General features: G+C 54.3%; 21 protein-coding genes and 1 pseudogene. 10 read left to right on the top strand and 12 right to left on the bottom strand.

The window, feature by feature from the left end:
* Positions 1-34: 34 nt before the first annotated feature.
* The 3 genes from ydfZ to ydfG all read right to left on the bottom strand — a co-directional run bounded on the left by ydfZ (position 35) and on the right by ydfG (position 1,945).
* Positions 35-238, bottom strand: coding sequence for a putative selenium delivery protein YdfZ (ydfZ, locus tag KE671_RS15520; protein WP_042319125.1), 204 nt, complete (start codon positions 236-238; stop codon positions 35-37).
* A gap of 186 nt (positions 239-424) precedes the next feature.
* Positions 425-1,111: a GntR family transcriptional regulator gene (locus KE671_RS15515; RefSeq protein WP_206163674.1), complete on the bottom strand. Its 687-nt coding sequence runs from the start codon at positions 1,109-1,111 to the stop codon at positions 425-427.
* A gap of 87 nt (positions 1,112-1,198) precedes the next feature.
* Entirely contained in the window at positions 1,199-1,945 is a 747-nt protein-coding gene (gene ydfG, locus KE671_RS15510) for a bifunctional NADP-dependent 3-hydroxy acid dehydrogenase/3-hydroxypropionate dehydrogenase YdfG (protein ID WP_042319121.1), read from the bottom strand.
* A 138-nt stretch (positions 1,946-2,083) separates the two neighbouring features.
* On the opposite strand from ydfG, the gene dcp reads away from it, so the two are divergent.
* Complete coding sequence (gene dcp, locus KE671_RS15505) at positions 2,084-4,129, top strand: peptidyl-dipeptidase Dcp (RefSeq protein ID WP_206163673.1); 2,046 nt, start codon at positions 2,084-2,086, stop codon at positions 4,127-4,129.
* Between the two features lie 124 nt (positions 4,130-4,253).
* Positions 4,254-5,420, top strand: coding sequence for a serine hydrolase domain-containing protein (locus KE671_RS15500; RefSeq protein ID WP_206163672.1), 1,167 nt, complete (start codon positions 4,254-4,256; stop codon positions 5,418-5,420).
* A 411-nt stretch (positions 5,421-5,831) separates the two neighbouring features.
* Here the strand turns inward: KE671_RS15500 and KE671_RS23090 are convergent, their stop codons facing one another.
* The 3 genes from KE671_RS23090 to ftrA all read right to left on the bottom strand — a co-directional run bounded on the left by KE671_RS23090 (position 5,832) and on the right by ftrA (position 7,122).
* A complete protein-coding gene (locus tag KE671_RS23090) occupies positions 5,832-5,930 on the bottom strand; it encodes a hypothetical protein (RefSeq protein WP_432759336.1) in 99 nt (32 codons plus the stop codon).
* Positions 5,930-6,025, bottom strand: coding sequence for a protein MgtS (gene mgtS, locus KE671_RS15495; RefSeq protein ID WP_000901367.1), 96 nt, complete (start codon positions 6,023-6,025; stop codon positions 5,930-5,932). The genes KE671_RS23090 and mgtS overlap by 1 nt, the downstream gene beginning before the upstream one ends.
* Positions 6,026-6,129: 104 nt before the next feature.
* On the bottom strand, positions 6,130-7,122 hold the full coding sequence (gene ftrA, locus KE671_RS15490; protein WP_206163671.1) for a transcriptional regulator FtrA: 993 nt from the start codon (positions 7,120-7,122) through the stop codon (positions 6,130-6,132).
* Between the two features lie 73 nt (positions 7,123-7,195).
* Between ftrA and KE671_RS15485 the strand changes: the two genes are divergently transcribed.
* Positions 7,196-7,597: a rhodanese-like domain-containing protein gene (locus KE671_RS15485; protein WP_206163670.1), complete on the top strand. Its 402-nt coding sequence runs from the start codon at positions 7,196-7,198 to the stop codon at positions 7,595-7,597.
* Positions 7,598-7,748: 151 nt separating this feature from the next.
* Entirely contained in the window at positions 7,749-8,852 is a 1,104-nt protein-coding gene (locus KE671_RS15480; protein WP_206163669.1) for a cobalamin-independent methionine synthase II family protein, read from the top strand.
* Positions 8,853-8,920: 68 nt separating this feature from the next.
* Here KE671_RS15480 and KE671_RS15475 read toward each other — a convergent pair whose 3' ends face one another.
* Both KE671_RS15475 and KE671_RS15470 read right to left on the bottom strand, forming a co-directional pair.
* A complete protein-coding gene (locus KE671_RS15475; protein ID WP_206163668.1) occupies positions 8,921-9,238 on the bottom strand; it encodes a DUF1493 family protein in 318 nt (105 codons plus the stop codon).
* Positions 9,238-9,690, bottom strand: a pseudogene (locus KE671_RS15470) (STM2901 family protein). The gene KE671_RS15475 and the pseudogene KE671_RS15470 overlap by 1 nt, the downstream one beginning before the upstream one ends.
* Before the next feature lie 257 nt (positions 9,691-9,947).
* On the opposite strand from KE671_RS15470, the gene urtA reads away from it, so the two are divergent.
* The 5 genes from urtA (at position 9,948) to urtE (ending at position 15,555) form a co-directional block, all read left to right on the top strand.
* The gene (gene urtA / locus KE671_RS15465; protein ID WP_206163667.1) at positions 9,948-11,219 is read left to right on the top strand and encodes an urea ABC transporter substrate-binding protein; all 1,272 of its coding nucleotides are present in this window, start codon (positions 9,948-9,950) and stop codon (positions 11,217-11,219) included.
* 183 nt (positions 11,220-11,402) lie between these two features.
* The gene (gene urtB, locus KE671_RS15460; protein ID WP_206163666.1) at positions 11,403-12,977 is read left to right on the top strand and encodes an urea ABC transporter permease subunit UrtB; all 1,575 of its coding nucleotides are present in this window, start codon (positions 11,403-11,405) and stop codon (positions 12,975-12,977) included.
* Complete coding sequence (urtC, locus tag KE671_RS15455; RefSeq protein WP_206163665.1) at positions 12,977-14,050, top strand: urea ABC transporter permease subunit UrtC; 1,074 nt, start codon at positions 12,977-12,979, stop codon at positions 14,048-14,050. Before urtB ends, urtC begins: the two co-directional genes overlap by 1 nt.
* Positions 14,050-14,847, top strand: coding sequence for an urea ABC transporter ATP-binding protein UrtD (gene urtD / locus KE671_RS15450; RefSeq protein ID WP_206163664.1), 798 nt, complete (start codon positions 14,050-14,052; stop codon positions 14,845-14,847). Before urtC ends, urtD begins: the two co-directional genes overlap by 1 nt.
* 9 nt (positions 14,848-14,856) lie before the next feature.
* Positions 14,857-15,555 carry an urea ABC transporter ATP-binding subunit UrtE gene (urtE, locus tag KE671_RS15445; RefSeq protein ID WP_206163663.1) on the top strand — a complete coding sequence of 233 codons (699 nt, stop codon included), beginning with the start codon at positions 14,857-14,859 and terminating at the stop codon, positions 15,553-15,555.
* Between the two features lie 34 nt (positions 15,556-15,589).
* On the opposite strand, the gene ydeE is transcribed toward urtE, so the two are convergent.
* Positions 15,590-16,777, bottom strand: a complete 1,188-nt coding sequence (ydeE, locus tag KE671_RS15440; protein ID WP_206163662.1) for an efflux MFS transporter YdeE — start codon at positions 16,775-16,777, stop codon at positions 15,590-15,592.
* Positions 16,778-16,973: 196 nt separating this feature from the next.
* Here ydeE and eamA point away from each other — a divergent pair, with 196 nt between their 5' ends.
* A complete protein-coding gene (gene eamA, locus KE671_RS15435; RefSeq protein ID WP_206163661.1) occupies positions 16,974-17,873 on the top strand; it encodes an O-acetylserine/cysteine exporter in 900 nt (299 codons plus the stop codon).
* Between the two features lie 35 nt (positions 17,874-17,908).
* On the opposite strand, the gene marB is transcribed toward eamA, so the two are convergent.
* From marB to marR, 3 genes are read right to left on the bottom strand one after another with little or no spacing between them, the layout of a single operon-like run.
* A complete protein-coding gene (gene marB, locus KE671_RS15430; RefSeq protein ID WP_043000725.1) occupies positions 17,909-18,127 on the bottom strand; it encodes a multiple antibiotic resistance protein MarB in 219 nt (72 codons plus the stop codon).
* Positions 18,128-18,160: 33 nt separating this feature from the next.
* The gene (gene marA / locus KE671_RS15425; RefSeq protein ID WP_139155862.1) at positions 18,161-18,541 is read right to left on the bottom strand and encodes an MDR efflux pump AcrAB transcriptional activator MarA; all 381 of its coding nucleotides are present in this window, start codon (positions 18,539-18,541) and stop codon (positions 18,161-18,163) included.
* Positions 18,542-18,560: 19 nt separating this feature from the next.
* Positions 18,561-18,995, bottom strand: a complete 435-nt coding sequence (gene marR / locus KE671_RS15420) for a multiple antibiotic resistance transcriptional regulator MarR (protein WP_046480788.1) — start codon at positions 18,993-18,995, stop codon at positions 18,561-18,563.
* Positions 18,996-19,084 lie beyond the last annotated feature (89 nt).

The following is a 19,084-nucleotide window of genomic DNA, read 5'->3' as shown; positions in this document are numbered from 1 at the left end:
CGGATAATCAAGGCATTATCCGGCACTCACACCATTAGTTCATGCCGAGACGAATCAGTTCTACCGGGGCAAATTTGCCTTCACAGCCTTCCACTTCGACTGTTTTTTCACGACGAATTTGCGCCGCATCCAGGCCTTCGGTCTCAATCGCTTTGATGCGACCGGTATGGCCGGTGCCACTGATCATCACGCGGCTGCCTGTGGTGATTGCGTTACGGTTACGATCGTATGTCATCATGGTGTTTTCTCCTTTCTAACTTACCGTCAAAGCCCGTGGGCTCAGGTCCCACGTAACGGGCGCTATATAAATACGCTTATCAGTCAGGATTTTTTTTGTTTTTGATCAATCTCACATCTTTTTTGATGGAGACATGCAGGGGAAGAAAATGGAGGCCCCATCTCACGAGAGATGAGGCAGGGGAAATTACTCTTCGCTAAACCAGTCGCTGTTTTCCTGGCGGATCAGCAGGACCGACTCGCTGATTTCTTGCAGATGCTGAGTCATGGCTTTCTCAACACTATCGGCGTCGTGTTTTTCCAGCGCGGAAAAAATGTCGAGATGCTGGCGGAGCAACATTTCCGGCGGAGAGACGTGATCGAGGCTCATATAACGTACACGGTCAATGGTGGCCTTGATATTTTCGATGGTGTCCCAGGCCAACTGACAATCCGCAATGGTTGCCAGCTTCTGGTGAAAATTGTCATCGAGCTCGAAGAAATCGTTCAGCTGTTTGCGTTCAATCGCAATCCGCTGCTGATTGAGATTCTGCTCAAGCTGATAGCACTGGCTGTCGGTGATTTGAGCTGCGGCCCGCCGCGCCACCGCGCATTCAATAGCCTGACGGACAAAGCAGCCGTTTCGCACCTGCGAGAGAGAGATTTTGTTGACATAGCTGCCGCGCTGCGGGCGGATCTGGATCAAGCCGTTTTCCGCGAGCTTAATAAACGCTTCACGCACCGGTTGGCGAGAGACATCGAAGCGAACAGACACCTCTTTTTCGGACAGCGGCGTGCCTGGCGCAATGAGGCAGTGCACGATGTCCCGGCGAAGAATGCGATAAATCTGCTGATTTACGGGCTGTGTAGGATTGAGTTGCGTTTCGACGGTCATTCGCTCTTGCTTTTTAGAAAGTTAACCCACAAATTCTACCACTTTTTTGTCGCAAGCTATACCCGGCCCGCAGGCCGGGAGGCAAAATTAACCGCGATGAACGCTAAGTCCGGCAAAAGATTGCGTCACTGGCATCATTTCTACCGTATTGATGTTCACATGGGCAGGCAGGGTGGCGACCCACCAGACGGCTTCTGTTACATCTTCCGGCGTCAACGCCGTGGTGTTCTCATAGGTTTTGCCCGCTTTATTGTCATCGCCTTTAAAGCGTACGTTGGAAAACTCGGTACCGCCCACCAGGCCCGGTTCGATATCCGTGACGCGAACGGCTGTGCCGTGCAGGTCGGTGCGCAGGTTCAGACTGAACTGACGGACAAATGCCTTGGTCGCGCCATAGACGTTGCCGCCGGCATAAGGCCAGCTACCTGCGGTAGAGCCGATGTTGATGATATGGCCACGGTTACGCTCGACCATGCCCGGCAGGACGGCGCGGGTCATGTAAATCAGCCCTTTGTTGTTGGTATCGATCATGGTTTCCCAGTCTTCCACGCTGGCTTTATGCGCAGGTTCCAGACCCAGCGCCAGTCCGGCGTTGTTGACCAGCAGGTCGATGTCACGCCACTCGGCAGGTAAGGATGCCAGCATCTCTTCAATGGCTGCGCGGTTACGCACATCCAGTTGTGCGGTCAGCACGTTATCACCCAGCGATTCTTTTAACTCTTGCAGGCGTTCCTGGCGACGGCCAGTGGCAATGACTTTATGCCCGTTCTCAACAAAACGACGAGTAATGCATTCACCAAAACCTGCTGTTGCTCCGGTTACTAAAACGATCATCTCACTGTTCCTCAACGCTTTTTACGTTTAACTACCATAGCACGCGATCGGTCCTGGCAGGTAATCCTGGTTTTACAGGATTGCGGTCTTTTACCCTGAAGCCTACTCTATTGAACAAATCGTTTTCAGGAGTGAAAGATGTCGTTAACGAATCCGTTCTTTAGCCACAGCCTGTTACCGTATCAGGCCCCCCGTTTTGATTTGATTAAGACTGAACATTACCGTCCCGCATTTGACGAAGGGATGAAGCAAAAGCGTGCGGACATCGCCGCCATTATTGCCAATAGCGATACCCCGGATTTTGCCAATACGGTTCTCGCGCTGGAGAAAAGCGGCGAGATGTTAACCCGCGTCACCAGCGTCTTCTTTGCCATGGCCGCGGCGCACACTAATGATGAACTTCAGCGTCTCGATGAGGCGTTTTCTGCCGAGCTCGCAGAACTGGCGAATGATATCTGGCTGAACAGCGCGTTGTTTTCTCGCGTTGACAGCATCTGGCAGCAGCGTGATGCGTTGGGGCTTGACGGTGAATCTGTACGTCTGATTGAGGTGACACACCAGCGCTTTATTCTCGCCGGGGCCCAACTGAGCGACGCTGATAAAGCGCAGCTGCGGGCGCTCAATACCGAAGCCGCGACGCTCACCAGCCAGTTTAACCAGCGCCTGCTGGCAGCGAATAAATCCGGTGGGCTGGTGGTGGATTATGTCCATCAACTGGAGGGGCTCAGCGCGGAAGAGATTGCCAGCGCGCGTCAGGCGGCGAACGAAAGAGGGCTTTCCGAGGGATGGCTCATTCCGCTACTGAATACTACCCAACAGCCAGCGCTGAGTGTGTTGCGCGATCGCCAGACCCGGGAAAATTTGTTTAACGCCGGGTGGCATCGTGCCGAGAAGGGCGATGGCAATGACACGCGGGCGCTGATACAGCGACTGGTCGCCCTTCGTGCCCGCCAGGCGCAACTGCTGGGGTTTGCCGATTATGCGTCGTGGAAACTCGCCGATCAGATGGCAAAAACGCCGGATGCCGCGCTGGCCTTTATGCGTGCGATCGTTCCTGCGGCACGCCAGCGGGCGCTGAGTGAGCTGGCCGATATCCAACAGGTGATTGACGATGAACAGGGCGGGTTTACCGCCCAGGCCTGGGACTGGTCTTTTTATGCCGGGCAGGTACGGCGTGCGAAATATGCGTTAGATGAATCGCAGCTCAAACCGTATTTCGAACTGAATACCGTTCTGCACGAAGGGGTGTTCTGGACCGCCAACCAACTGTTTGGCATCAAATTTATCGAGCGCTTTGATATTCCGGTCTACCACCCGGATGTGCGCGTCTGGGAAATCTTCGATCATAACGGCGTCGGGCTGGCGCTTTTTTACGGCGATTTCTTTGCCCGGGATTCAAAAAGCGGCGGTGCCTGGATGGGCAATTTTGTCGAGCAGTCGACGCTTAACGAAACTCAACCGGTTATCTACAACGTCTGTAATTATCAGAAGCCTGCCGCGGGACAACCTGCACTGCTACTCTGGGATGATGTTATCACGTTGTTTCATGAGTTCGGTCATACTCTGCACGGACTGTTTGCGTCACAGCGCTATGCGTCGCTGTCGGGAACCAATACGCCGCGTGATTTCGTCGAGTTTCCGTCGCAAATCAACGAACACTGGGCGAGCCATCCGCCGGTATTTGAGCGCTATGCCCGCCACGCGGTCACCGGCGAAAAAATGCCAGAGGCATTACAGGATAAAATGCGTAAGGCAAGCCTGTTCAATAAAGGCTATGACATGAGCGAACTGCTCAGCGCCGCGCTGCTGGATATGGGCTGGCACCGTCTGTCTGTTGACGAGCCCCTTCAGGACGTTGAAACGTTTGAAAAACAGCGGCTGGCGGCGGAACAACTCAGTCTTCCGGCGGTGCCGCCGCGTTATCGCAGCAGCTACTTTGCCCATATTTTCGGCGGCGGATACGCGGCGGGCTACTATGCCTATCTCTGGACGCAGATGCTGGCGGATGACGGCTTTCAGTGGTTTGTGGAGCAGGGTGGCCTGACGCGTGAGAACGGCCAGCGTTTTCGTGACGCGATTTTGTCTCGGGGCAACAGTGAAGATTTAGAACGCCTTTATCCGGCATGGCGGGGTAGTGAGCCGCAGATCGGCCACATGCTCAAACACCGAGGCCTGGCGGGATAACACAATCAACACCTCATTATTAGCAACTTGATGTACAATGCGGGCTCCTTTTTCCGGAGTCCGTATTGTACATGTCTGTTTTCCTGCTTTTCTGCGTTGATATCCTTCTGGCGACTTTCTGCTCATGAACGCGTTCGCGCCTCTCCTTCTTTCTTCTGTTTTGTTGCTGAGCGGTTGTAGCAACAGCACCTTATCGCAGTTGGATATGCCAGCCGAACAGAGAGCGCAGGCGGTGGTGGGGTACTACGCGCGCGGCATCGATCCGATGATCCGTCAGTATATGCAGGAAAAACAAGTGACCGGAATGGTGGTGGCGGTCATTCAACATAACGGCCCGGTGGAGTTCCACAGTTACGGTGTGACCGACAGCCGACATCGTTATCCGATCACCCCGGACACGCTGTTTGCGCTGGGGTCGCTGAGTAAAGGGGTGACGGCCGAAATCACTACCGTGCTGGTGAACCAGGGGGTGTTGCAATGGAACGACACGCTGGCGCAACTTCTCCCGGCGAATACACCGCTGAGCGATGACGCCAGAAAAATTACCCTGCTGCAACTGGCGACGCATACCTCCGGGCTGCCCAGGCAGCCGATGGATCTTCTGACTCTGGAAAACCTTCTGCGCTATTTCAGTACGGGTGAAAATTTCTATACCCAACTGGATAACGATACGGTGCTGACTTCTCTTGCCGATTTCACCGCGCCCGAGGCACGTGTACCGCACTATTCCAATATCGGCTATGCGCTGCTGGGTTACATCGTGCAGCGTCGTACCGGCGAGTCGATCCCGTCGCTGGCGAATCGTCTGATCTTCCAGCCATTACAGATGAACAACAGCAGCTTTGAGCCCATGACGCTCAAAGCCTATCCGTATCGCGCATTAGGCCATGCGGGAGATCAGCCCAGGTTCATTCGCCGCGGCCAACTGACGCCAGACTGGACGTTTACCCACAACATGGTCGGGGCGGCGAGTTTATACAGCAGCGCACGCGATCTGGCGGGCTATGCGCGAGCGCATTTTACGTCGCAAGACAACGCCTTGCTTGCCCGCGCCTTTGTGGACGTCGCCCGTACCCAGTTTTATCGTCAGAAAGAAGCCGCGAATATCGCGTGGGTAACCGATACGTTAGCCGATCGTCAGGTCACTTATCAGGTCGGATATATTGGCGGTTATTCCAGTTATATTGGCTTTGATAAACAGAACCAGAATGCGGTGGTGGTTCTGCAAAATAGTTTTAACTGGAGTAATTATCTGGGGCACACCATTCTGAGTCAGTTAGCGCCGCTGTAAATAATACGTGGTGGGTTCCGTCTTTACAAAACAGACGGTTTATTGACATTAACCTGCACTCGTTATGCTAAATTCCCATCAACAAGTTGATTAATGGACTAAAACAGTGACAACCGGAGGTAATATGCAGCTGTTCATGCGCAAGAAATTACAGAGAAAACGCTGGAATTCCCGCCCCGAATCGCAGGACTTGCAAAACACACGTTCTGCACAGCCGTGGTCTTCCCGTACTGCCTGTTGTCAGAGTAAAAAAGAGTGGAAACGAGAAACGCCTGAATCTTAGCGCCTGTCGTTTAACGTTCATTGAGAATCGGCGTGGTAGGGTGTAAGCGATCCATTGTCGCTGCCGGGATTGGCGGGACAGTGGAAAAAGTAAAATACAAATCTATCCATGCAAGCATTCACCGTCGGTTATCCGGCGGTTTTTTTTTGCCCATCAGACATAAAAAATGGCCCCTTGTGCAGTGATGCGACAAGGGGCCTTATCGGTTCAGGACTTTCTCCGTTCATTAGTCATCCCATTTGTGGCTGAAATACGCGGCCAGAAATCCAGAAAATAAAATAATTCCCAGAACGGCCATAAATACGTTCATATTACCCAGCATTGTTGCCTCCATCTAATTGATAGTGTTTTTCCTCGCTTACCTTAATTTCGTTTGGTGAAAGAGATAATAGCAGCTTTAACCTAAACAAAAGCTGAATTAGGTGATTATTTAGCGATAACAGTAAATTTCTTTCGATATTGTGAAGGGGACAGACTATACGTGTGTCGAAAGTGGTGGCGAAATAACGCGGCGCTGCCAAAACCGGTTTGTTCCGCGATCAGTTCCACGCTGAGCGGTGAATTTTCCAGGTAATCGCGCGCCCGTAATAAGCGTTCGTTGAGGATCCAGCGTGCAGGCGTAGTGCCAGTACAATCGGTAAAGCGGCGCAAAAACGTTCGTGGGCTCATCCCGGCGCGTTTGGCCAGCGAGGCGGTATCGTGATTTACCGTCAGATTCTGATGCAGATAATCAAATAACCGGCCCAGCGTCTGGTTTTCACGCTGCCGGGCAACAGGACGGAGAAGGTGCTGCGGCTGTGCGCCGTCACGATGAGGCTGCACCACCAGCCGTCGGGCAACGCAGTTAGCAGCGTCAAGACCGTAGTCTTCGCGGATCAGATAAAGACACAGATCGATCCCCGCGGCGCTGCCTGCCGAGGTCAGCAACTGTCCGGCATCATGGTAAAGAACGTCATCAAGCACTTCGATCGCCGGAAAACGCTGCCGGAGCGTGTCCGTGTATCGCCAGTGAGTGGTGGCTTTGTGCCCGTCCAGCAACCCTGTTGCTGCCAGCACAAACACGCCAGAACAGATCGACAACAGACGGCAACCTCGCGCCCATGCGGCACGCAGCGCGGCACACAAGGCTTCTGGTACCGGCGCCTCGCAGTCCCGCCAGCCTGGAACCACAACGATATCGGCCTCCGCCAACAGTTCCAGCCCTCCATCGACCATCATCCGCACGCCGCCTGTAGCGCGAAGTGCGCCTGCATCGACTGACGCGACGGCAAAGCGATACCAGTCGGCGCCCAGTTCCGGGCGCGGCAGGCCAAAGATTTCGACCGCCACGCCAAACTCGAAGGTGCACAGTCCGTCATAGGCGAGAGCGACCACCAGCGGACGCGGTGATTTTGGCATAATCCTGGTGTTTTTTGGCATGGTTGAAGGCGGTATGTGCGGTCAGGGATGGTTAAATTATTGTAAACACAATCGTCCCTGAGGAGAAAGCAGAATGAGTCATGTCACTGAGTTTCCAGTCGCCGCATCCGCCGTTGCGGTCAACCATTTCCTGTCGCGTCTGAGTCTGGAAACGGATTGCGCCGATGTTTATGAGAGCATCCATAGCGGCGAGCCTGATTTCGTTTTACTCCACGTGGTGGGGAAACCGGAGACGTTTGCTCGTCGCCATCTTCCAGGGGCGATTCATCTGCCGCATGCCATGATGACCGCCGAGCGGATGGCGCAGTGGCCTGCTGATACGCTGTTCGTGGTTTACTGCGCCGGGCCTCACTGTAACGGAGCGGACCGCGCGGCATTGAAGCTCGCAAGGTTGGGCATAGCGGTGAAGGTGATGATTGGCGGCATCACCGGATGGGCAGATGAAGGCTACGCGTTTGCCTGTCCCGCAGACTGAAGATGAATTTTTTTCAGCATTCATGAATTTATCTCGTTTGCCTGGACGGCCATTGCGTGTCAATTTGGACGCATAGACATCCAGAAGTCTGAAAGTTCAAATAAGAAACTATCACGTCAGGCAATCTTTGCCTGACGACGGAGGAGATCACATGCAAAGACAACAGGCCCCATTTCGCGCAGAAGTCGTTGGCAGCTTTTTACGTCCCGACGACATCAAAGTTGCTCGTCAGCAGTTCTCACGCGGCGAGTTAACCGCACCGCAGCTGCGCGCCATTGAAGACAACGCCATTCGTCGGGTGGTCGAACAGCAGTGTGCCTGTGGTCTGCACGTGGTGACGGACGGTGAGTTCCGCCGGGCCTGGTGGCATTTTGATTTCTTTGATGGTTTACAAGGGGTTGAGCGCTATGACGCACAGCAGGGCATTCAGTTTAATGGCGTTCAGACCAAAGCGCACGGTGTGCGGGTTACCGGCAAACTGGCGTTCGGCGATCATCCGATGCTGGAAGATTTTCGCTATCTGAAGCGCATCAGCGGTAGCGCCCAGCCGAAGATGACCATCCCCAGCCCCAGCGTGCTGCACTTTCGCGGCGGACGTAAAGATATCGATGCGACGGTCTATCCGGATCTGAAGGACTATTTTGACGATCTGGCGACCACCTGGCGCGATGCGATCCACGCCTTCTACGCCGCGGGCTGTCGTTATCTGCAACTCGATGACACGGTGTGGGCTTATCTCTGTTCCGATGCTCAGCGCCAGCAAATTCGCCAACGTGGTGACGACCCTGACGCGCTGGCACGGATATATGCCGATGTGATCAACCGTGCGCTGGCGGATAAACCTGCCGACCTGACGGTGGGACTGCACGTCTGTCGCGGTAACTTCCGTTCAACCTGGATCTCAGAAGGTGGTTATGAACCGGTTGCGGAGATCCTGTTTGGCACCGTTAACGTTGATGCATTCTTCCTGGAGTACGATAACGATCGCTCTGGCGATTTTGCGCCGCTGCGTTTTATCCGTCCAGGCCATCAGCAGGTGGTTCTGGGGCTGGTGACCACCAAAAATGGCGAACTGGAAAACCCGGATGGTGTGAAAGCGCGGCTGCAGGAAGCGGCGCAATATGTCGACAAAGCGCAAATTTGTCTCAGTCCGCAGTGCGGTTTTGCTTCAACGGAAGAGGGAAACACGCTCACGGAAGCCCAGCAGTGGGACAAAATCAAACTTATCACCGAAATCGCTCAACAGGTCTGGTAAGTTGCCTCAATAATGCACACCGCGTTGCACATAAATAATGCAACGCGGATCCATTTTGGTTCATTTTCTTAGTCATACAGCCAGCATCCAGCCTTTGCTGATTCAATAATCATTTCGAGCGTCAGCGGCTTCAGTTGGCGACCTTTCCACTCTTTTTTGCGCTTCCATTGCCACCAGAACAGTTCAGGCTCAAAGTAGTTATCGAGTGTAAAATTAGCGTGCTCAATGCCATATCTCGTGAATAAGTCAATGAGCATATCCTCCAGATCTTCAGGCACGAGATTAAAAAACTCCTGAAACGTCCATTCCTTGCGGACAGGGCGTTTGTGCTCGCTATAGTTATCGGTGACGTAGTTTAAGAACTCTTGCTCATCGGGTAATAGCATCAGAAATATATCCAGGCAATACGATCTTTGGGTTTTACTATCAGGTTGTATTTATATCTCGTTTCTCTGGCAACAAGGCTAAATATTAGCGCTGCTTGCGCATAGCCGACATATGGAACGGCTCTACCTATTGCAGATCCTATTTAATTAGTGAACCGACTCTTACCCATACCTATCGTGGTTTCAACTCTAATGCCATCCGGGAATCGGGCGTCCTTGAAAATTTTACGAGCGAGTTTTGATGCTAAACTGGTTCGGGAGCCTGATGCTCCAAGGACTTTACGCTTAGGTATAAGGGGCAATCCGGTTAAAATCGTTGCCGCTGTCTCTATGGATATCCCCAAGTGATTTGCCAGGCCTTCGGCGAATATTAACCAGAACAGTTCTTGCGGTGTTACATTTGCATTGCCTTGATAAAAATAGGTGCTACCAAGTTCCTCTGTTGTATCCATAACCTAAATCTCATTCAGATAGTTACCTCAAGTTAAAACGTCTATTTTTTTGTGGCAATAAGGCAAGTTTGAGGCAAATGTAACTGCGTCTTTCACACAGCCTTGAATAAGGACAAATAGCCCGATAAAAGAGTTTTGATCCTGAAAAATCGTTCTGGCATCTTTTTTGCTTTATTCCTCCTGAACTCATTTTTGCGCCGTGTTGTTTGTCGGGTCGCACCAGAACTCACAGCATTTTTCTTTTCAGGAGTGAAATTATGCAGCGTCGTACCTTACTCAAAGCGTTTGCCCTCTCGGCCTCGGTTGTCGCCATGGGCCTCAGTTTTAGCGTTCAGGCCGCCGATACCATCAAAGTGGGCATTATGCACTCACTGTCCGGCACGATGGCGATCTCCGAAACGCCGTTAAAAGATGTGGCCCTGATGACGATTGATGAGATCAACGCCAAAGGGGGCGTACTGGGCAAAAAGCTGGAACCGGTGGTGGTTGATCCGGCCTCAAACTGGCCGCTGTTTGCCGAGAAAGCCCGACAACTGTTGAGCCAGGATAAGGTGGCGGTGGTGTTTGGCTGTTGGACCTCTGTGTCACGTAAGTCGGTATTGCCGGTTTTTGAGGAGCTGAATGGCCTGCTGTTCTACCCCGTCCAGTACGAAGGGGAAGAGATGTCGCCGAATGTCTTCTACACCGGCGCGGCACCCAACCAGCAGGCGATCCCGGCGGTGGAATATCTGCTGAGTGAGGATGGCGGAAGCGCTAAACGCTTCTTCCTGCTGGGCACCGACTATGTTTATCCGCGCACCACCAACAAAATTCTGCGTGCGTTCCTGCATTCAAAAGGGATTGCCGATAAAGATATTGAAGAAGTCTACACGCCGTTTGGTCACAGTGATTATCAGACCATTGTCGCGAACATCAAAAAATTCTCCGCCGGCGGCAAAACGGCGGTGGTATCAACCATTAACGGCGATTCCAACGTCCCGTTTTATAAAGAGCTGGCAAACCAGGGGCTGAAAGCCACCGACGTACCGGTGGTCGCGTTTTCCGTGGGCGAAGAGGAACTGCGTGGGATTGATACCAAACCGCTGGTGGGTAACCTTGCCGCCTGGAACTACTTCGAATCGGTTGATAACGCCACTAACCAGAAATTTGTCGCCGATTATCGTGCATACGCCAAAGCCCACGCGCTGCCTAATGCCGACACCGTTGTGACTAATGACCCGATGGAGGCGACATACGTTGGCCTGCATATGTGGGCGCAGGCCGTTGAAAAAGCCGGGACGACGGACGTAGATAAAGTCCGGGCGGCAATGGCCGGTCAGTCCTTCCCGGCGCCGTCGGGCTTCACGCTGACGATGGATGCCACCAACCACCACCTGCATAAACCGGTGATGATTGGCGAGATTGAAGGCAACGGTCAGTTCAACGTCGTCTGGCAGACCGAAGAACCGGTTCGCGCTCAGCCGTGGAGCCCGTTTATTGCCGGTAATGACAAGAAATCAGAACAGCCGGTGAAAACAGCCAGCAACTAAAATCAACCGCTTCGGCGGATGCAGACGGCGAAATGCCCGATGGCGCAAGCTTATCGGGCCTGGACAGAGCATGGGTAAGCAGATGTAGGCCGGGTAAGGCGTAAGCCGTCATCCGGAGAAAGCGTCGCAAGGTTTGTCAACGTTTTATCCCTCCCGCGGAGGGGGACTTCTGGAGATCACGACATGAAGGTCATGAGCTTTATTCGCGGCTTGCTGCTGGCGCTCGGACTCCTGCCAGGGTTCGTGCAGGCCAGCGATGCCGACGCGTTTGCCGCCGCCAGCCGTACCGGTCAGGCGCAACTGCTCGAAGAGTGGGCGGCAACACCTGACCCCCAGCGTTTGCCGCTGCTGACGGTTCTGAGTCGGGAGGCGCTGCTCACCGACAGCACTAAACAGGCTTTCACCCGTGAGGGGACGCAGGTTGTGGCTCTGGGAGCGGCCAGTCGTCCAACAGGGAGCTTAAAACCCCTGCGGCTGACCAACCGACTGCGGATCCTCGTTGCCGGCGCGCTGGCGACGCATCAGCTTGTGAGTGACAGTGTCACACAAAGACTGGCGGCTACCCGTACGCTACAGCGCGACGCCCAGCCGACCATGCTGCCTTTTATCCAACAGCGACTGGCGCAGGAAACGGATACGGAAGTGAGATCACGCCTGACCCGCGTTCTGGCTAATCTGCAACTGAGCAGTCCGTCGGCGCAGATCCGCCGTCAGGCGATCTTGCTGCTGGGTGATTCCAGCGATCCGGAAATGCAGGCGCGGTTGCAACCGTTTACCGATAACGCGCATGAACCGGATGCCAGCGTGCGAGCGGCGGCCAGTGACAGCCTGGCGCGCATTCACCAGCGGATGGTGATTGGCGATCTGCTCGGGCAGGCATTTATGGGGCTGTCGCTCGGATCGGTGCTGCTGCTGGCGGCGCTCGGTCTGGCGATCACCTACGGCCTGTTGGGGGTGATCAACATGGCGCATGGCGAAATGCTGATGCTCGGGGCTTACTGCACGTGGCTGGTGCAACAGGCGATGTCGCAGTTTGCACCACAGTGGCTGGCCTTTTATCCGCTGATCGCTTTACCGGTCGCCTTTATGTTTACCGCTGGTGTGGGAATGATTCTGGAACGCGGGGTGATCCGCCATCTATATGGACGCCCGCTGGAGACGCTGCTGGCGACCTGGGGCATCAGCCTCATGATTATCCAGCTTGTGCGGATGACCTTTGGAGCACAAAACCTGGAAGTGGCGAATCCCGCGTGGTTGTCAGGTGGCGTACAGGTTTACGCCAGTCTGGTGCTGCCGTGGAACCGCATTGTGGTGCTGGGTTTCGCGCTGCTGGTGCTGTTCTTCACCTGGCTGTTGCTGAATAAAACGCGGCTGGGCATGCGCGTTCGCGCCGTGACCCAGAACCGCAGTATGGCGGCCTGCTGCGGCGTTCCGACCGGGCGTGTGGATATGCTGGCCTTCGGACTGGGTTCAGGCATTGCCGGACTTGGCGGCGTCGCCCTGTCGCAACTGGGTAACGTCGGCCCGGAACTGGGCCAGGGCTATATCATCGACTCTTTTCTGGTGGTCGTGCTGGGGGGCGTCGGTCAACTTGCGGGTAGCGTGGCGGCAGCGTTTGGTCTTGGTGTGTTCAACAAAATCCTCGAACCGCAGATGGGCGCGGTACTCGGGAAGATAGTCATACTGGTGCTGATCATTCTGTTTATCCAGAAGCGACCCCAGGGACTGTTTGCTCTGAAAGGGAGAGTCACTGAATAATGACGATGCCAATGACCTTAACACTGGCGCGTAAAGCGCCGCGCATCAGTCGGGCGCTGGGAGGGATTATCCTGCTGGCGCTGATAATCCTGCCGTTCCTTGCCTTGCTGCCTGCCGATCATCCGCTCGCGATTTCCGTGTGGACGTTGACGCTTGCCGGAAAAATTCTCTGCTACGCGGTGGTGGCGGTCGCGCTGGATCTGGTCTGGGGTTACGCCGGGATGCTGTCGCTGGGACACGGTCTTTTCTTCGCGCTTGGCGGTTATGCGATGGGGATGTATCTGATGCGCCAGGCCTCCGGTGACGGGTTGCCCGCATTTATGTCCTTTCTCTCCTGGAGCGAGTTGCCGTGGTTCTGGTGGGGAACCCAGCATTTTGCCTGGGCGATGGCGCTGGTGGTACTGGTGCCCGGGGGACTGGCGCTGATCTTTGGCTACTTTGCTTTCCGCTCGAAGATTAAAGGCGTCTACTTTTCGATCATGACTCAGGCGTTGACCTTCGCCGGTATGCTGCTGTTCTTTCGCAATGAGACCGGTTTTGGCGGCAACAACGGGTTTACTGGGTTTACCACGCTCCTGGGGCTGCCGGTCACTGCCACTACCACGCGTATAGGGTTGTTTCTGGCAACGCTATTGTTGCTGGTTCTGGCGCTGTGGCTGGGGGTTGCGCTGGCACGCAGTAAGTTTGGTCGGATCCTCACCGCCGTGCGCGACGCGGAGAATCGGCTGATGTTTTGCGGCTATGATCCGAAAGGTTTCAAACTGCTGGTCTGGACGCTTTCCGCCATGCTGTGCGGGTTGGCCGGGGCACTGTATGTGCCGCAGGTCGGGATTATTAACCCCAGCGAAATGTCGCCCACTAACTCTATCGAAGCCGCTATCTGGGTGGCGCTCGGCGGGCGTGGCACGCTGGTCGGCCCGGTCATTGGCGCAGTGGTGGTGAACGGCGCCAAAAGCCTCTTCACCGTTATCATGCCGGAGTACTGGCAGCTGTTTTTGGGGCTGATCTTCATTGGCGTCACGCTGTTTTTACCCCGTGGCGTGATTGGCCTGTTCCGCAAAGGAGACAAATAATGCAGCCAGATGAAGGACTTTTTACCCGCCAGGTTCCCGGCGATCGCTATCGCCAGCAGACGGATCCGGTGCTGCAACTGGAAAACATCAACGTCAGCTTTGACGGTTTTAAGGCGTTAACCGATCTCACGCTGAATATTGGCGTCGGCGAGCTGCGTTGCGTTATTGGCCCTAACGGCGCCGGGAAAACCACACTGATGGATGTGATTACCGGCAAGACGCGTCCGCAAAGCGGCAAGGCGCTGTATGACCAGTCAACCGATCTGACCACGCTGGATCCGATTGCTATTGCCCGCAAGGGCATAGGCCGTAAGTTCCAGAAGCCGACGGTGTTCGAAGCGCTGACGGTGGAAGAAAACCTCGAACTGGCGATGAAAAACGATAAATCGGTGTGGGCGTCACTGCGCGCAAGGTTAAACAGCGAACAGCACGACCGCATCGATGAAATGCTCGGTTTGCTCCGCTTGCGGGCAGAAAGAGGGCGCCGTGCCGGGATGTTGTCACACGGCCAGAAGCAGTTTCTCGAGATCGGTATGCTGCTGGTACAGGAACCGCACCTGCTGTTGCTGGATGAACCCGCCGCCGGCATGACCGATGCGGAGACGGAATATACTGCGGAACTGTTTCGTACGCTGGCGGGCAAGCATTCGCTGATGGTGGTGGAACATGATATGGGTTTTGTCGAAACCATCGCTGACCACGTCACGGTACTCCATCAGGGAAGCGTGCTGGCAGAAGGCAGTCTGCGTGAGGTACAGGCCAACGAACAGGTGATTGACGTCTATCTTGGGCGCTAAGGAGAACAGATGCTACAGGTAACTGAACTGAATCAATATTATGGTGGCAGCCATATTCTTCGCGGCGTCACTTTTGATGCCAGCCCTGGCGAAGTGACCTGCCTGTTAGGACGTAACGGTGTCGGTAAAACCACCTTGCTGAAGTGTCTGATGGGGCTGATACCGGCTCGTAGCGGAACGGTGAACTGGCAGGAGAAGAATATCACCCATCGTAAGCCGCACCAGCGGGTACAGGCGGGTATCGCGTACGTACCGCAGGGCCGCGAGATATTCCCGCGACTCACGGTCGAAGAAAACCTGCTGTTGGGGTTGTCGCGTTTTTCGTCGCGTGATGCCAAAACGGTACCGGAAGAGATCTACACGCTGTTCCCGGTACTGAAAGAGATGAAACAGCGACGCGGCGGCGATCTGTCGGGCGGTCAACAGCAGCAACTGGCGATTGGTCGCGCGCTGGCGAGTCGTCCACAGTTGTTGATCCTCGATGAGCCGACGGAGGGGATTCAGCCGTCCGTTATCAAAGAGATAGGCCAGGTGATCGCTCAGCTCGCCCGTCGTGGTGACATGGCGATTCTGCTGGTTGAACAGTTCTACGATTTCGCGGCGGAACTGGCGGATAATTATCTGCTGATGTCCCGCGGTAGCATTATTCAACGCGGACGCGGCGAAAATATGGAATCGGAAGGGGTACGCGGTTTAGTGGCTATCTGACAGACGTGCAGGCCTGGACCTGCACGAAATAAGGTCAGCACAACGCAGGTTGCCCCCACGGTTTGACGCGCATACCTTTTAGCATCAACACCCACGCGGCAATAATCGCCACTATCAGGACGATAAACAGCGTCCAGGCGGGGAAGGAGGTCAGAATGACGCCGCTGACCAACGGGTTAAACGCCGCGCCCAACCAGCCCAGCGACTGCGCCGAGAAATAGCTGGCCTTCATACCTGGCGGAGCGATGTTATCGATCAGCATGTATTCGCCCGGCGCGTAGATCACTTCGCCAAGCGTAAAGATCGCGGTGGATACGCCCCAGAGCAGCAGGCTGTTGCCGGAGATCATGAACCCGCCGATGCCAATGACAAAACAGACGGTGCCAAAGCCCATCAGAGGACGAATGTTAGCCGGCGTCAGTCTGCGTCCCACGGCATACTGTAAGCCGACGACCACCGTGGCGTTGACGGGTAACACTACCGCCACCACTTTCTCTGCAAAATCGCCATCGGCGACGACCATAACATACTGGGAGAGGCAGGAGGCAAACGCGCCGGAAACAAACGAGGCCAGAAACGCTGACAGCGTAAACCAGAACAGCGCTTTATCGTGCAGCAGTACCGCAGGCGACCACGCGACGCTGTTGTCGCGATTAACGGCGGCGGCAGAACGCTTAACCAGAAACTGGATAAATACCAGCGGAAAGGCGGAGCAGAAGGCGGCAAGCCAGAAGGGTAAGTTGATGCTCTGCATCACCAGCAGCGTGCCGAGCGGCGGGCCAACGGTCCAGCCGATATTCAGTACCGTATAGTTGAGCGAGAAGATTTTTGCCTTCGCGCCGGGTGAGAGATGGTCAGCAAACCAGGCCTTCAGTACGGTGGCAAACACCGAATAAGCGCAGTTGATCAGGGCAAAAAGCAGCACCACCAGCACCACGCTGTCAACCAACGGAATAGCGATAAAGCCAAAGGCAAAGGCAGAAATCGCCAGCAGCATATAGCGCTTCTTGTCGAATTTGTCCGCCAGAATACCAAAGCCCAGGCTAAAGACCACGCCGATGGTTAACGCAATAGTCATGGCATAACCGATCAGATCCACGCTCAGGTCGTACTGGCGACTCAGATAAATGGTCATGAAAGGCAGCGTTGCGCCACGACCGATCGTCAGTAACAGTGAGGAGGCAAGTAAAGCGAGGGTGGATCGTCTCAGCGTCTTGTTCATTTATCTGCCCGACAGTGCAATTCGTTATGTTTTTTTTAGATATGTAAAGGAATAGCACGGCAAAAGTGTGATGTATAGCGGATAAATTGTTCTATTGTGCCAGGCAAACCCTACCAGAATTAATGATCTGTTACGTGGTTATGATTTCCGTTACTTTAACTTGTTTACAAAAATTTAAACTTCGCGGAGCGGTGGTATGACGCGCAAAGACGGGCTGTTGGCATTACTGGTGGTGGTGGTTTGGGGGCTGAATTTTGTCGTCATTAAGGTGGGCCTGCATGCGATGCCGCCGCTGATGCTGGCGGGACTACGTTTTTTACTGGTGGCCTTTCCGGCGATATTTTTTGTTGCGCGCCCGCGTATTCCGCTTTCCCTGCTGCTGGGTTACGGTCTGACGATAAGCTTCGGTCAGTTTGCCTTTCTGTTTTGCGCGATCAAATTTGGCATGCCGGCAGGGCTGGCGTCGCTGGTATTGCAGGCTCAGGCCTTTTTCACCATCGTGCTGGGGGCGTTTGCCTTTGGCGAACGTTTGCAGGGTAAACAGATTACCGGGATTGCGCTCGCCATCTTTGGCGTGCTGGTGCTGATTGAAGGCAGTCTCAATGGGCAGCATGTCGCGCTGCTCGGCTTTATGCTTACCCTGGCGGCGGCATTCTGCTGGGCCTGCGGCAATATCTTTAACAAAAAAATAATGGGACATGCCTCGCGTCCGCCGGTGATGTCGCTGGTGGTCTGGAGTGCGCTGATCCCTATACTGCCATTCTTTGCAGCCTCGTTATTCCTTGACGGTACGGCGCAAATCGTTGAAAGCCTGATTGCCATCGATCTGACCACGATCTTATCGCTGGTCTATCTGGCCTTTGTTGCCACGATAGTCGGCTACGGGATCTGGGGCACGTTGCTCGGTCGCTATGAAACCTGGCGCGTCGCGCCGCTCTCCCTGCTGGTGCCGGTGGTGGGGCTGGCAAGTGCGGCGCTGCTGCTCGATGAAACGCTGAGCGCCTTACAATTATTGGGGGCAGTGCTGATCATGGCAGGTCTGTACATCAACGTGTTTGGTTTTCGCTGGCGCAGGACGGCGCAGGTGAGAGGATAAAAAAAAGCCCCGCTTTTCAGCGGGGCAAAAACGAATCACAGGCTGTGCCGGTTGTAATAGGGCACGCCCAGTTCGTCGGACTTATCGCTTCCCGCGCCCATATGGTTAAAATCAAACGGTGATTGTTCCTGAGAAGTGGGGACAATCATCGTGTCACGACTGTTTGTCGTGGTGGGCTGCGCGGATTGCTCCGCAACGCTCTGACCTGAGACAACAAGCAGCAGGGCCAGCATTGCAGAAGACAACAGTTTCATGATTTCCTCGATTACGTCGTTTACAGGCGATGGTTAGTTACAATGATTCAGCGGAAGCAAATACCGTGATTCGCCGCGCATATTGGTAATACGGTATTTATGCGGCGGTACGTCGAAATAGTTTTTGAATGTCCGGGTCAGCGTCTGCTGCGACTCGAAACCGTAACGTTCGGCCAGATACAATATCGGCTCGTTACTCTCTTTTAATTTTTGCGCTATTTCGGTCATTTTACGGCTGCGGATGTACTGGCCTAATGAATGGCCGGTCTCTTTTTTGAACATCCGTTGCAGGTGCCATTTGGAGTAACCTGAACGCTCTGACACTTTTTCCAGTGAGAGCGGCGATTCCAGGTTATCTTCGATCCAGTCCAAAATGCTATGAATGGTGATAGCGTCAGTATTGCGTCTGGACATCGTCATACCTCTTCTTGTTTTACGGCAGTACTTTCTTAAGCAAATGCTCAAGCGTTGCCACTTCGTCCGCCGTTAAGTTTTTTGTTAATTCCTGGTGCAGGTCTTGTCCTACTAATTGATGACATTGCTCACAAATTGCCGCGCCGTGTTCGGTGAGCTTCACCAGCACACCACGCTTGTCATTCGGGTTAGGAAGTCTGTCGATCCAGCCTTTGCAGACCAGACGGTCGAGCATGCGCGTCAAGGCGCCGAGATCGACAGACAGTACTTTTTTCAGTTCAACCGGGGTAATGCAGCCCGCACAACGGATAGAGCAGAGCACCTTAAACTGTGCTGCCGTGATATCCAGCGGTGAGAGATAGTCGTTCAACAGACGATCTTTCTTCTGATTGACCATGTAGATCAAGCGACCCAGTGGGATGATTTCATTGAATAAGTCACTGGTGCTTTTCACAATGGTTGCCCTGGCAAGTATTTAGTTACGGCAGATAATATTGCCCAGGCAACTATAAGTCAAACGAATGGATTTACCGATCACACGTT

Source organism: Citrobacter amalonaticus (assembly GCF_018252635.1).
In the GTDB taxonomy this organism is placed as follows: domain Bacteria; phylum Pseudomonadota; class Gammaproteobacteria; order Enterobacterales; family Enterobacteriaceae; genus Citrobacter_A; species Citrobacter_A amalonaticus_E.
Note: the sequence above shows the minus strand (reverse complement) of the source record. Positions and strands in the feature narration are given on the sequence as shown.